This window comes from Pseudoxanthomonas mexicana (assembly GCF_001556105.1).
Classification (GTDB): Bacteria; Pseudomonadota; Gammaproteobacteria; order Xanthomonadales; family Xanthomonadaceae; genus Pseudoxanthomonas_A; species Pseudoxanthomonas_A mexicana_A.
In genome coordinates, this window is record NZ_LSIF01000073.1 from 65739 (window position 1) to 80303 (window position 14565).

At 65.7% G+C, this 14565-nt stretch carries 10 protein-coding genes; 9 read left to right on the plus strand and 1 reads right to left on the minus strand.

All coding sequences use genetic code 11. The features are described 5' to 3' along the window. Window positions 1-71: 71 nt before the first annotated feature. The 7 genes from AX730_RS13090 (at window position 72) to AX730_RS13120 (ending at window position 10312) form a co-directional block, all read left to right on the plus strand. The gene (locus AX730_RS13090; protein ID WP_062357223.1) at window positions 72-1082 is read left to right on the plus strand and encodes a LacI family DNA-binding transcriptional regulator; all 1011 of its coding nucleotides are present in this window, start codon (window positions 72-74) and stop codon (window positions 1080-1082) included. Window positions 1083-1436: 354 nt separating this feature from the next. Then, a complete protein-coding gene (locus AX730_RS13095) occupies window positions 1437-4484 on the plus strand; it encodes a TonB-dependent receptor (protein ID WP_062357225.1) in 3048 nt (1015 codons plus the stop codon). A 129-nt stretch (window positions 4485-4613) separates the two neighbouring features. Next, window positions 4614-6167, plus strand: a complete 1554-nt coding sequence (locus AX730_RS13100; RefSeq protein ID WP_198147198.1) for a tryptophan halogenase family protein — start codon at window positions 4614-4616, stop codon at window positions 6165-6167. 13 nt (window positions 6168-6180) lie between these two features. After that, the gene (locus AX730_RS13105) at window positions 6181-6888 is read left to right on the plus strand and encodes a SapC family protein (RefSeq protein ID WP_062357228.1); all 708 of its coding nucleotides are present in this window, start codon (window positions 6181-6183) and stop codon (window positions 6886-6888) included. After that, window positions 6872-7891, plus strand: coding sequence for a cupin-like domain-containing protein (locus tag AX730_RS13110; RefSeq protein WP_062357230.1), 1020 nt, complete (start codon window positions 6872-6874; stop codon window positions 7889-7891). The genes AX730_RS13105 and AX730_RS13110 overlap by 17 nt, the downstream gene beginning before the upstream one ends. Window positions 7892-7916: 25 nt before the next feature. Continuing rightward, window positions 7917-9425, plus strand: coding sequence for a tryptophan halogenase family protein (locus AX730_RS13115; protein WP_062357232.1), 1509 nt, complete (start codon window positions 7917-7919; stop codon window positions 9423-9425). A gap of 17 nt (window positions 9426-9442) precedes the next feature. Next, entirely contained in the window at window positions 9443-10312 is an 870-nt protein-coding gene (locus AX730_RS13120; protein ID WP_062357234.1) for an NAD-dependent protein deacetylase, read from the plus strand. Here the strand turns inward: AX730_RS13120 and AX730_RS13125 are convergent. After that, a complete protein-coding gene (locus tag AX730_RS13125; RefSeq protein ID WP_062357236.1) occupies window positions 10287-12470 on the minus strand; it encodes a sensor domain-containing protein in 2184 nt (727 codons plus the stop codon). The genes AX730_RS13120 and AX730_RS13125 overlap by 26 nt on opposite strands. 455 nt (window positions 12471-12925) lie before the next feature. On the opposite strand from AX730_RS13125, the gene AX730_RS13130 reads away from it, so the two are divergent. Together AX730_RS13130 and AX730_RS13135 are read left to right on the plus strand one after the other, a co-directional pair. Next, a complete protein-coding gene (locus AX730_RS13130) occupies window positions 12926-13774 on the plus strand; it encodes an energy transducer TonB (RefSeq protein WP_157074243.1) in 849 nt (282 codons plus the stop codon). Between the two features lie 36 nt (window positions 13775-13810). Further along, the gene (locus tag AX730_RS13135) at window positions 13811-14497 is read left to right on the plus strand and encodes an alpha/beta hydrolase (protein ID WP_062357336.1); all 687 of its coding nucleotides are present in this window, start codon (window positions 13811-13813) and stop codon (window positions 14495-14497) included. Window positions 14498-14565: the final 68 nt, after the last annotated feature.

Genomic DNA, 14565 nt, shown 5'->3' on the forward strand with positions numbered 1-14565 from the left:
AGCAGTAGTCATCGCTGTCAGAATCCGGCGTCGTGCCGGGAGGGTGGTCGCAGTGGAGCAGGAACAACCCCATGCGTAGTCGGATCGAAGACGTGGCCGCCGCGGCCGGCGTGTCCATGAAGACCGTGTCGCGGGTGCTCAACAACGAGCCCAACGTGCGCGAGGAAATGCGCCAGCGGGTCATGAAGGCGGTCGAACAGCTGCAATATCGGCCCAATCTGTCCGCGCGCAGCCTGGCCGGGCAGCGTTCCTACGTGATCGCGCTGGTCTACAACAATCCTTCGCGCAATTACCTGATGGAAATCCAGAGCGGCATGCTGGATGCCTGTCGTGACAACCACTACAACCTGGTGCTGGCGCCGGTCGGTGCGCCGAAGCAGCGCAAGGCCGATGACCTGAAAGTCGTGTTCGAGCATTTCTCGCCCGATGGCGTCGTGCTGATTCCTCCATTGACGGACGATCCGGTGGTGCTGGAGTTCCTGGAGGCCCACGACGTGCCGTTCGCGTGCATCGCGCCCAAGCATCCCAGCGACCGCATCGGCGTGATGATGGACGAAACAGCGGCGGTCCTCGAACTGATCGCCGGACTGGTGGCTCAGGGGCATCGCCGCATCGCGCATATCAAGGGGCCACCGGCGCACGGTGCATGCCAGTGGCGTTACAAGGGATACAAGGACGCCTTGCGTGCAGCAGGGCTGGAGTACGACGCCGACCTCGTCGTGCAGGGCGCGTTCTCGTTCGAATCCGGGATCGAGGCCGGTGATCGGCTGCTGGACCTGGCTGCGCCGCCCACCGCCATCTTCGCCGCCAACGACGACATGGCTGCGGGCGTCATCCGTGCCGCGTGCGAGCGCGGACTGTCGGTGCCACGCGACATCTCGGTCTGTGGCTTCGATGACACGCCCATCGCGCGCCACATCTACCCCGCCCTGACGACGGTGCGTCAACCGACCTCGGAAATGGGCCAACTCGCAACACTGCAGTTGCTCGCCCGAATCCGCGCCGACGACGCCGGCAGCATGGTGCGCGTCGAGCACGAAGTGCTGTTCCGCGAATCCACGCAGCCTCCCCCGAAGCGCTGACAGTCGCGCGTCGCGTTGTCCGACTGGTCCGGATGACGCTGTCGCTGGTCGTGCGATCGGGCATCTGTCTTCTCCGGATTCCATACCAATAGAAAACCTTCCGTGTGGTCATGCGGAAAATTTCTTGCGGTGATGACCGGGGAAACAAGGTGGGAAAACGGTTTCAGCTGCGACGCAGCATGAGCTTCGCAGCTGAAAACAAGCAGTTTTCTCGCGACGATGAGGCGAATCACGAAAAGTTGACAACGCTGTCAATCGCGCGTCCAATGCGGCCCAATGTGAGAGGTGAAGGGACCTCGAGCACACGCGCCAACACCAAAAATCATTCGTGAATTTCCGGAGAGGGGAAAGTCCATGAAGCAAGTCCAGTCCGTTCCAAGGAAGCGGGTGCTGACATCCGCATTGTTGCTGGCGCTCGCCGGCCCCGCGTGGGCCCAGCAAGCCGAGCCGCAGGGCAACGCCAATCCCGCACCGACCACATCGAGCACGGCGGATCCCACCGAGCTCGACACCATCGTCGTGACGGGTATCCGGGCCAGCCTGGAATCGTCGATGAACCTCAAGCGCGATGCGCAAGGTGTCGTCGACGGCATCGTGGCCGAAGACATCGGCAAGTTCCCCGATACCAACCTCGCCGAATCGCTGCAGCGCATCAGCGGCGTATCGATCGACCGCACGCCCAGCGGCGAAGGCTCGAAGGTCACGGTGCGTGGCATCGGGCCTGACCACAATCTGGTGCTCCTCAACGGCCGCCAGATGCCTGGTGCCCTGCTGAATGGCTTCTCCGCGTCCAACTCGCGCGCGTTCGATTTCGCCAACCTCGCATCGGAAGCGGTGTCGGGCATCGAGGTCTACAAGACCGGCCTGGCCTCCAATCCGACCGGCGGCATCGGCGCGACGATCAACATCAAGACGGCCCGTCCGCTGGAAAGCGGGCCGCTCATGAACCTGGGCATGAAGACCGTCCACGACACGTCAAACGGCAATCTGCCCAAGACCATGCAGGGCAGCGACTGGACCGGCGAGATGTCGGGCATCTTCAGCCAGACCTTCGCCGACGGAAAGTTCGGTATTGCGGTCAACGGCAGCTATCAGGAACGCGACAGTGGCTTCAGCCAGGTTGGCGTGACGTCGGGCTGGCGCACCCATTTCGGCGGTGAAGGCGGCTGGGGTGCGATCGCGCCGGGCACGCCGGGCAACGACAACCTGCCCGGCCCGACCGACCTGTATTCGGTGCCGCAGAACCTCAACTACAGCGTCAATGGCATCCAGCGGCAGCGCACCAACGGTCAGGTGACCCTGCAATGGGCGCCGACGGATCGCATCACCACGACGCTGGACTACACGTATTCCGAAAACAAGATCCAGACGCGCCGCAACGAAATGTCGGTGTGGTTCAATTTCGTTGGCGTGGAAAGTGCCTGGACCAATGGCCCCGCCGCAGGCCCGGTGTTCTACCGTGAACGCATCCCGTGCACCGGCGTGCAGAATGCCAACGGTACCTACGAAGGGTGCAGCGATCTCGCCATGGCGGGCGGCATCAGCGCGACCAAGGCCGCGAACGAATCGCTTGGCTTCAACGTCGAATGGGAAGCGACGGACGCGCTGGACCTGGCGTTCGACTATCACCGGTCCAGTGCCGAGCTGACACCCGACAGCGAGTGGGGCTCGCAGGGCAATATCGGTACGGCGGCGTGGGTTCGTGGCGATACCACGGTCTATTTCGATGGCAAGCTGCCGATCCTGAACTACACGCTGGCGCCGGGCGTCAGTGGCGTGCTCCCCTCGCAGGCGCGTCCGACCGGACGCCAGTTCGTGAACGGCTACTCGCGTGGTGAAGTGGACCAGGGCCAGCTGAGCGGTACGTTCAAGTTCGGCGACTACTCCGACCTGAAGTTCGGCGTGGCCAACACCGAAGTCAGGAACCGGACCGCGTGGGGCATCAACGAAGCGGCAGACTGGGGCGGGATCGGCCTTGCGTCCAACTTCGACGACAGCCTGTGGCAGGTCGACGACATGGCGCGCTACTTCAATGCGTTCCCCGGTTACAAGGACCCGCGCTTCAACAGCCAGTTCCTGGTCTTCGACTACGAGCGCATGCGTCAGGCCGTGGGCAATTTCACCGGCAGGCCGGACCTGGCTCGTCGCCCGGACGACTACAACCGCGCCGACCTGCGCACCACCGAGAAGACCCGCAGCGCCTACCTGCAGTACAGCACCAGCTGGCAGACGCGCATCCCGGTCAACCTCGCCGTGGGCGTGCGTTACGAAAAGACCGAGATCGAATCCGGCGCGCAGGTGGATACCCCCGTCCTCGTACGCTGGGTCGCGGACAACGAGTTCTTCACCGACATGGGCGCGAAGTCGTTCACCACCATGACGGGTGAGTACGACTATGTGCTGCCGAACATCGATACCAGCTTCGAACTGACCGAGGACATGGTGCTGCGTGCCAGCTATGGCCACTCGCTCGGCCGTCCCGGTTGGCAGGACATCCAGGGCGGACAGACCGTCAGCCCGCTGCTGCGCGTCAACGGCGGCAGCGGCAACTCCGGTAATCCGAACCTGCTGCCGCTGCTGTCGAAGAACATCGATCTGTCGTACGAGTGGTACTACGGTGATGCGAGCTACTTCTCGGTGGGCTACTACCGGAAGAACATCTCCAACTACATCGACAGTGGCGCTGGGTCGTTCCAGGACACGTTGTTCAGCCTGCCCACGCCGGTGGGGGGCGCGTACTGGAACGCCGCCATCGGTGCCGGTGGTTGCGGCAGCGCTGACGTGGGTTGCATCCGCGACTACATCTTCGCCAACTTCGACGGCCAGCCGGGCGTGGACAGCACGGCGGGCAGCGCGGGCGAGATCACCGGTATCGCCGGCAATCCGCTGGTGGTGTACAACGTCACCATTCCGGGCAATGCGGGTTCGCACAAGCTCAACGGCTTTGAGTTCGCCCTGCAGCACATGTTCGGCGACAGCGGCTTCGGTGTGGCGGCCAACTACACCATGGTCGACAGCGACAGCCTGTCGTACAACAACAATGCGAAGGGACCGCAGCAGGTGCTGATCGGCCTGAGCGACTCGGCCAACCTGGTGGGCTTCTACGACAAGGGGCCGTGGCAGGTGCGCCTGGCGTACAACTGGCGCGACAAGTTCCTCAGCGGGCAATACGACGGCGATGCCTCCGATCCCGCGAAGAACAATCCGGTGTATGTGGAGGCTTACGGTCAGCTCGACCTGAGCGTCGGCTACAAGTTCAGCGACCGCTTCTCGGTCCAGTTCGAGGGCATCAACCTCACGGACGAAACCGCACGGCTCAGCGAGCGCCACAAGAACATCCTGTTCTACGGCACCCAGACCGGTCCGCGCTACATGCTTGGTTTCCGCTACAACTTCCGCTGACGTCCGACGGCTGGTCCAGGCCCTGCATGGGCCTGGGCGGCATCGCCGAAGCCGCTGGTTTCCAGCGGCTTTGGCTTTGGGGCGGGTTTGATGTGTCCCGCCAGACGAACTCAGGCACGAGGTGGCGGCGTGGATGTTCCTGTCAGGCATGTAGTGATCCTCGGCGGTGGTTCGGCAGGCTGGCTCACGGCCGCCGTGCTGGCTGCCGAGCACCAGACCGCCTCGGATACCGGGTTGCGGATCACGTTGATCGAATCGCCGGATGTCGCGACGGTGGGCGTGGGTGAAGGCACCTGGCCGACCATGCGCGACACCTTGCGCAGGACCGGCGTCGACGAGACGGACTTCATCCGCGAGTGCGATGCGGCCTTCAAGCAGGGCTCCAAGTTCGTCCGCTGGCGCGAAGAGGTCGAGGGCGACTACTACCACCATCCCTTCGTGTTGCCGCCCGGGTTCCTGGAAACCCACCTGGCCACCGGCTGGATGGCGCACCGGGACGTGCCCTTCAGCATGCTGACGTGTTTCCAGGCGCACCTCTGCGAGGCGGGAAAATCACCCAAGCAATTCGCCACGCCGGAATGGGCTGCCGTGGCCAACTATGCCTACCACCTGGATGCCGCCAAGCTTGGCGTGTTCATGCGCAAGCACTGCGTCGAGAAGCTCGGCGTGCGGCACATCGCAGACCACATGGTCGAGGTGGAGACGCACGAGAACGGCGACATCGCCGCGTTGCGGACGCGCGAGCACGGTGCGATCGAAGGCGATCTGTTCGTTGATTGCAGCGGTATGCGTGCGCTGCTGATCGGCCAGCACTATGGCGTCGAGATCGAATCGCAGAAGGATGTGCTGTTCAATGACCGCGCCATCGCGACGCGGGTGCCTTATGCGGATCCCGGCGTCGAGATCGCCTGCCAGACCATCTCGACCGCGCAGGACGCGGGTTGGATCTGGGACATCGGGCTGCAGACTCGACGGGGCATCGGCCACGTTTATTCCAGTACCCATACGAGTGATGAAGCGGCGGAAGCGGCGCTGCGCCGCTACATCGTGGCGACGGGTGGCCGCGAGCAGGACATCGATACGCTGCCGAAGATCGTGATCCGCCCCGGCTTCAGGCGCGGGGCCTGGCACCGGAACTGCGTGGCCATCGGTCTTTCCAGCGGTTTCATGGAGCCATTGGAAGCGTCGTCCTTGGTCATGGTGGAGCTTGCCGCCGGCATGCTGGCCGACCAGATGCCCGCCACGCGCGCGGCCGTGGACATCGTCGCCAAGCGCTACAACGACATCTTCAGCTACCGCTGGGACCGGATCGTCGACTTCCTGAAGTTGCACTACGTCCTGAGCAAGCGCGACGACAGCGACTACTGGCGCGACAACCGAAGCCCCGACACGATACCGGAGCGGCTGCGCGACCTGCTCGAATTCTGGCGACACCAGCCGCCGTCCCGGTACGACCTCAACCGGGTCGAGGAAGTGTTTCCCTCGGCGAGCTACCAGTTCATCCTCTACGGCATGGGATTCATGCCTGACGCACGGCCGGCCACGCGACGCATGGACGACGTACGGCGCTCCGAAGAATACTTCCGCCAGTCCGCCGACATCGCCAGGAAGATGCTGTCGGCGTTGCCTGGGCATCGCGAGATGCTCGATCATGTGATGACGCGCGGGATGCCGCGCATCTAGGACGCCACCACCGATGCCCCGACACGCCCAGGTCAACAACATCGACCACAAGGACCTGCGAATCGACACCCGGCACAGTGCAACGCTGGGCGACGACGTCGGTTTCGCCGCCACGTTTCCTGCCGAGTTCCGCGATCTGCAGGCGTACTACCCGATCCTGTTCCGCAAGGATGCAAGGGGTGCGTTGTCGCCGATCGCACTGCTCGGGTTCGAGGAAGGGCGAAATCTGTTCCTTGATGGCGAGCGCTGGGATGCGCACTACCTGCCGCTGGCGATAGAACGGCAGCCGTTCCTGATCGGCCGGGACGGTGGCGACATGACGGTGCATATCGACCTCGACAACCCCAGGGTGGGGAGCACCGCCGGCCAGCCGCTGTTCCGCGAACATGGTGGCAACACCGAATACCTGGACCGGATCGCCTCGGTGCTGCTCACGCTGCACAACGGCCTGGAGCGCGTGCCTGCCTTCGTCGATGCCCTGCTGGCACTCGATTTGCTGGAATCTTTCGCGCTGGACGTGGAACTGGACGACGGGTCGGTCAATCGCCTGGCCGGTTACTACACCATCAACGAAGACCGCCTCCGCGGCCTCGATGCCGAAGCGTTGGGGCCTTTGCATGCATCGGGTCACCTGGAGCCGATCTTCATGGCAGTGGCATCGATCTCGAATTTCCGGTCCCTGATCGACAGGATGAATCGGAGCCGTGCTGGCGGACGCTAAGCCAATCCGCGAACAGCGCGGCGATGTGCGCGATGCGCTGTCCGGCGTGTTGCCGGCATCGTCCGGGCCGGTCGTGCTGCGAGGGCTTGTTGCGCATTGGCCGATGGTGGCCGCCGCGCGCGAATCGGTGCAGGCCGCCGTGGCGTACCTGCAAGGCTTCGAGCGTAGGGAAGCACCGCCGGTGGTCGCGACGGTCGCGGCGCCCGAGACCGGCGGTCGCGTGTTCTACAACGGCGACCTGAGCGGATTCAATTTCCGCCAGGAGCGGATTCCCCTGCGCGCGGTGCTCGATACGTTGCTCAAGTATGCGGAGCATCCATCGCCACCGATGATCTATGTCGCATCGACCACGATCGAGACGTGGTTGCCGGGGTTCCATGATGCCAACGGGTTGGCGCTCGAGGGGCGCGATCCGCTGGCCAGCATCTGGATCGGCAACCGCACCCGCATCGCCGCGCACCAGGATGTGCCCGACAACATCGCCTGCGTGGTGGCCGGGCGCCGTCGCGTCACCCTGTTTCCGCCCGACCAGTTGCGCAACCTGTACATCGGCCCGCTGGATTTCACGCCTGCCGGACAGGCCGTGAGCCTTGTCGATTTCTCGGCCCCTGACCTGGAGCGTTTCCCTCGATTCGCGGAAGCGATGCGGCACGCACAGGTGGCCGAGCTCGAGCCGGGAGATGCGGTGCTGATTCCGAGCATGTGGTGGCACCACATGGAGGGACTGGAGCCATTCAACGTGCTGGTCAATTACTGGTGGCGCGATGCGCCGGACTGGATGGACACACCGATGAACGTCCTGATGTATGCGCTGATGACGCTGCGCGACCTGCCGCCGCATGAGCGCGAAACATGGAGGGATGTGTTCCGCCACTACGTGTTCGAGGCGGGCGCGGATACCGCCGCCCATATCCCCGAGCAGGCCCGTCGCGTGCTCTCGCCGCTGGACGAAGGGCGCGCCCGCGACCTTCGTGCACGCTTGCTCAAACGCATCAATCGCTGACCATCGAACGCCAAGGAGCCTGCCTGTGAGCAACCAGACCGAGGACATCCGCAGCCGGCCCGTGAAACGCGTCGTCATTGCTGGCGGCGGTACGGCCGGCTGGATGGCGGCGGCGGCGATCTCACGGGTCCTGGGGACGGCACTGGACATCACGCTGGTCGAATCGGAGGAAATCGGCACCGTGGGGGTGGGCGAAGCCACCATCCCGACGCTGCTGAGCTTCCACCGGATGATCGGCATCGGCGAGCAGGAGTACATGGCTGCGGTGCAGGGCACCGTCAAGCTGGGCATTTCGTTCGAGAACTGGCTGGATGTCGGGCATCGCTACATCCACTCGTTCGGATTCAGCGGGAAGGACCGGGCGTCCACCGGCTTCCAGCACTTCTGGTTGCGCGGGCGCAAGGAAGGGATGGCCAGCGGTTACGAGGACTACTGCCTGGAGCTGAAGGCGGCGACTGAGGACCGCTTCGCGCATCTCCCCAACGGCGGCCTCAACTACGCCTACCACATGGACGCCAGCCTGTACGCGAAGTTCCTTCGGCAGTTCAGCGAACGCCACGGTGCCCGGCGCGTGGAAGGCAAGATCGCCGACGTCCTGACCGACGCGGAATCAGGCCACATCGCCGCGCTGAAGATGGAGAACGGCGACACGATCGAAGGCGATCTCTTCATCGACTGCACCGGCTTCCGCGCGCTGCTGATCGGCAAGACGTTGGGCGTGGGCTTTACTGACTGGTCGCACTGGCTGTTCAACGACAGTGCGCTGGCCACCCAGACCACGGCCGTGCGCGATGCGGTGCCCTATACGCGTGCCATTGCCGGCACGTCCGGCTGGCAGTGGCGCATCCCGTTGCAGCACCGCGTCGGCAACGGCATCGTCTATTCCAGCCGCCACGTCAGCGACGACGAGGCGCGCGAGGAGTTCCTCGGCAGCGTCGAGGGAGAGGTCATCAAGCAGCCCTGGCCGATCCGCTTCAAGCCCGGCCAGCGTCAACAATGCTGGGCGAAGAACTGCGTGGCGCTGGGCCTGGCCGGCAGCTTCATCGAGCCGCTGGAGTCGACCACCATCCACCTGATCCAGCGCGGCATCGTGCACCTGCTGCAGAATTTCCCGCAGGTGATCACCCAGCCGGCGATCGACGAGTACAACGCGCGCCTGGACGAGGAGCTGCAGCACGTGCGCGACTTCGTGGTGATGCACTACCACCTCAGCGACCGCCGCGACTCGCCGTACTGGCGCGAGATCGCGGAGATGGAGATTCCGGCCACGTTGCGCCACCGCATCGAACTGTTCCGCGAGACCGGCACCGTCTTCCACGTGCCCGGCGAGCTGTTCGGCGAGAATTCGTGGATCCAGGTGATGATGGGGCAGGGCATCCTGCCGAAGCGCTACCACCCGACGGCCGACGTGATTCCCAAGGCCGACCTGGCGCGCTTCCTCGACGATATCCGCAGCAGCGTACTGTCCAACGTGCAACGGATGCCGGCGCACATGGACTATCTGCGCAGTTACTGTCCGGCGCAGAAGCCCTGATCCGCACGGAGGCCGGCATGGCCCAAGCGGCTGGCATGGGCGATACGAGACTGCAGGATTTCATCGCGGCGCACCGCCGCGTGTTCGTGTTGACCGGGGCGGGATGCAGTACCGCATCCGGTATCCCCGACTATCGGGACGAACAGGGCGCGTGGAAGCGCACCCCACCGGTGACGTACCAGGCGTTCGTCGGTGACCTGGCGACGCGCCAGCGCTACTGGGCCCGCAGTTTGCTGGGCTGGCCCCACATCGCGGCGGCACAGCCGAATCCAGCGCATCGCGCGCTGTCGGCGCTTGAGGAACAAGGCCGCTGCGAACTGCTGCTGACCCAGAATGTCGACGGCCTGCACCAGACGGCCGGCAACACGTCGGTGATCGACCTGCACGGCCGGCTCGACGGCGTGATCTGCCTGGCATGCGCAGCGACCTCGTCGCGTGCAGAACTCCAGCAACGCCTGCTGCAGGACAACCCGGATTGGATCGGCCTGGAGGCTGGCACGGCACCGGATGGCGACGCCGACCTGGACGGGAAGGATTTCTCCCTGTTCCAGGTGCCTGCATGCGAGCGCTGCGATGGCGTACTGAAGCCGGATGTGGTGTTCTTCGGCGAGAACGTGCCGCGTGCGCGGGTCGAGCGTGCGATGGCGCATCTGGGCCGGGCCGACGCGATGCTGGTGGTCGGCTCGTCGCTGATGGTCTATTCGGGACTGCGCTTCGTGCACGCTGCGACACGCCTCGGCGTGCCCGTGGCCGCGGTCAGCCTGGGGCGCACGCGCGCAGACGACCTGTTGCAGTTCCGCATGGCCGCGCCCTGTGGTGATGCGCTGGCCTTCCTGCTGCAAGACACCTGCCGCCCCGCGATTACTCCGCCGGCGGTTGCAGGCTGACCCAGCGCTCCAGCGAGTGCGGCGACAGCGGGCGCGAGACGTAGTAGCCCTGCAGCAGGTCGCAGTTGAGCGAGGCCAGCACGGCGCGTTGCGCGGCATTCTCCACGCCTTCGGCGACCACCTTCAACGACAGGCTTTCGCCGATGCGCAGGATGGACGTCGTCAGCGCGCGCGCGGATTCGCTGTGTTCCAGGTCGCGGACGAAGCTCATGTCCAGCTTCAGCTCGCTGATCGGCAGGCGGTGCAGGTGGCTCAGGCTGGAATAGCCGGTACCGAAATCGTCGATCGACAGGCTCACGCCCATCCGGTGGATCGCGTCAATGTTCGCGAGCACTTCCGGCTTCTGCGCCAGCATGACGCTTTCGGTCACTTCGACCATCAGCTCGTCGGGCGACAGGCCGCACTTGCCCAGCACGTTGCCGATGAACGCGGGCAGGTCCTGATGCTCGAAATTGATCGCCGACAGATTCACCGACACGCGCGGCACGGGCACGCCGCGGCGGCGCCAGTCGGCCATCTGCGTGCAGGCCTCTTCCAGCGTCCAGCGGCCCAGTTCGTCGATCAGGCCACACTCTTCCGCCATCGGTACGAAGGTCGCCGGCGAGATCTCGCCGATCTCCGGATGCCGCCAGCGCAACAACGCTTCCACGCCATGCAGGCGTGCGTCGTTGTCCAGTGCGACCTGTGGCTGGTAGTGCAGGCGAAGCTGCCCGCTGCGGACAGCCTCGCGCAGGGCATTCTCCAGTGCCAGGCGTTCCTGCATCGCCTGGTTCATTTCCAGGCTGTAGAAGACGATGCGCCCACCGCCCTCGGATTTGGCGCGGTACATGGCGATGTCGGCATGGCGCACCAGCGAATCGACGTCCCAGCCATCGGCGGGGAACATCGCCACGCCCACGCTGGCCTGCGGGGTCAGCATCATGCGCCCCGCATTGACCGGCTCGGACAGACGGGCCATCAGGCGGTCGGCGAGATTGGCGGCTTCTTCCGCCGTGCGATCGGGAGCCGCGAGCACGAACTCGTCGCCCGCCAGCCGCGCCACCACGTCGCCGTCGCGCAGTTCGCTGCCGAGCCGCTTGGCCAGTTCGCGCAACAGCGCGTCGCCCGCACTGTGGCCCTGGGTATCGTTGACGATCTTGAAACGGTCGATATCGACGAACAGCAACGCGACATGGCTGTCGCGGCGCGCGGCACCCAGCAACATCTGCTCGACCTTGCTGTTGAACAGCGCGCGGTTGGGCAGGCCGGTCAGCGTGTCGAAGAAGGAGAGCTGGTGCATGCGGGCGCGGGCACGTTCGCGCTCCATCGCCAGTGCGCACAGGTGCAGGCAGACATCGACGACACGCTGGTGGAACTCGTCGGGTGCACGGCTCTCCCAGTAGTACAGCGCGAAGGTACCCAGCACGCGCCCATCGTTGCCCTTGATCGGGTTGGACCAGCAGGCGCGAATGCCGAGTGCGAGGAACGGCGCGTTGTACGCCTGCCAGCGCGGGTCGCGCTCGATGTCGTTGCACTCGACGGGCTGCCCGCTCCACGCCGCCGAACCGCAGGCGCCGACCATGGGGCCAGCCATTTCGCCGTCGATGAGCGAGGCGATGTTGTCGGGCAGGCTGGGCGCCGCCAGCGGCCGCAAGCGGCCATAGTCGTCGACGGCGATCACCGAGGCGACCGCTTCCGGCATGACCTTCTCGACTTCACGGCAGACCAGCGCCAGCACGTCCTGCAGCGGCTGCTCGCGGACGATCGCGCCGAGCACCTTGCGGTGCATCTCTTCGTGCAGTTTGCTGTGGGTGATGTCGGTATAGACGCCGAGCAGGTAGCGCACGTTGCGCTCCGGATCGTAGACCGGGTTGACCACCGCGGAAATCCACAGCGGCACGCCGTTCTTGGCGTAGACCAGCAGTTCGGTGCGGTAACCCTGCTGCGCGTGAAGCTGGCCGCGCACCCACTCGACGGTTTCGGGGTCCGTGTGCGGGCCGGCGAGGAAATCGCTCGGCCGGTGTCCCAGCGCGTCTTCCTTGGTGTAGCCGAACATGCGCGTGAAGCCCTGGTTGGTCCAGGTGATGCGGGCCGTGTCGTCGCAGACGACCACGGCGTTGTCGCTGTGGTCGATGACCCAGGACACGTCCGGTTCGCCGTCGGCGATGTGCGAAGGCATGGTGATGGCAGTGGGCCTCACGGTCGGTTCTTCCCCAAAAGAACGGTTGCCGCCAGATGGACCGGGTTCGCCACGGCATTTATCGCTACGTCGCCCCCGAAACAGGACCATACATCGTGGTATTGCCCTTGATCGCGGCACTTTACCTGAAGTTTTCCGCCGCGCGGGCGCCTCGCGGGATGCAAACGATTCCAGCCCCGACATGGCGGCCGGCATGTCCTCGCAGGCATGTCCGCCATCGACCCACGGCATCGTGCGCCGTGTAGGGAAACGCATGACAGGACGCCCGCTTGCGTTGGGTTGACGCACCGCCGTCATGAACACCGCCTAGGCTTGCCGGCCGCAAGACAGGGGTGGCCATGAAAGCGACGTGGATAGTGATCGGGATGGGCGTAGTGCTGGGTCTGACGGCGTGCGGAGAGGCTGCTGCGCCCGTTCCAGGCGAGGAGGAGACGGTGTCTGCCGCGCCCCCCGGCGATGCCCGCATGGAGGTCGGGGCAGCGACTGCGTACGCGCGCGCCACGCGAGCGCTGTCCGCCAACAGGATGCTGTCGCCGGCGGGCGACAACGCGGTCGAGCACTATCTGGAAGCGCGCTCACAGGCGTCGGAGCAGGTACGCGCACAAGCGGCGCTGGCCGAATTGCAGCCTTACGTGGTGATCGCCACCGAGCAGGCGATCGCCCGCGACGACGCCCAGGAGGCCTCGCGACTGCAACACCTGGTCGAACGCATCGATGCGCAGGCACCCGCCCTGCCAAGATTGCGGGCGGAAGTGTCCAGTCTCCTGCGTGACCAGGCGGCACGCGCGACGGCGGCTTCGGTGGCGACACCTCCAGCGCCGTCGGCCGCGCCGTCGGCAATGACCCGTCCGCCGACGCCACCGGCCATCCTGGCGACAGCGACGACGACAGTGCCGGAGGCCGCACCGCCGCCGATACCATCCGCGTCACCGCCCATGCCTGCCGCGGTGCAGGAAGCGCCAAGGCCTGCCAGCGTGCCCGCCCCGTCACCCCGCGTTGCGCAGGGCGCGCGCACGCCGCGGCTGCTGCAGGATGCACAGCCACGTTATCCGTTGCCGGCCTTGCGCGCGCGCATCGAGGGGCAGGCGGAAGTGGCCTTCACCATCCAGCCCGACGGAAGCGTGCGTGACGTCCGCCTGCTGTCATCCACGTCTGACGGCATGTTCGATGCGTCGGCGCTCGCGGTGGCGCAACGCTGGCGTTTCGAGGCCACGGGCCAGGCGCACGCGTCGAGCCGCACGGTGCGGTTCCGGTTGCCTGCCGCGAATGCCGGCGGCGGCTGAGTGGTGTCGGGCGGCGTCTGCGGCGAGAATGGCGGCATGACGACTTCCCATGATTCCGCGATTCTCGACACTGTCGAACAGGAAACGGGCCCGGAGCCGCAATGGTCCGTGCTGTGGCTGCACGGGCTGGGCGCCGATGGCCATGACTTCGCGCCGCTCGTGCCCGAACTCCTGCGCCCGGGCTGGCCGGCGATCCGCTTCGTGTTCCCGCATGCGCCGGTGCGCGCGGTGACGATCAACAACGGCGTGCGCATGCGCGCGTGGTACGACATCGTGGGCATGGACTTTCCCACCCGTGCGGACAGTGCCGGCATCGAGGAGTCCATCGCCCAGGTGGAGGCGCTGATCGCGCGCGAACAGGCTCGCGGCATCGCGCCGGAACGGCTGCTGCTGGCCGGCTTCTCGCAGGGCGGCGCCATCACCCTGGCCGCCGGCCTGCGCAGGCAGGTGCCGCTGGCGGGACTCATCGCACTGTCGACCTATCTACCGGGCGCCGCGCAGGCCAGGGCCCATCTCGCCCAGGCGGCGACCACGCAGCCTGTCTTCATGGCGCACGGAACGGGCGATCCGGTGATCCCGCTCGTCCATGCCGACCAGAGCGCGCGCGCGCTGGGTGACCTGGGCTTCGACGTCCAGTGGCACCGCTATCCGATGGCGCACCAGGTCTGCGCGGAGGAAATCCGTGACCTGGGTGACTGGATGGATCGGCGGTTTGCGTTGTAATCGCCAGGCGGCTCCGCAGGGATGACGCAGGACGCGGCCATGGGTAACCTAGGCCGCGAGGGATCACG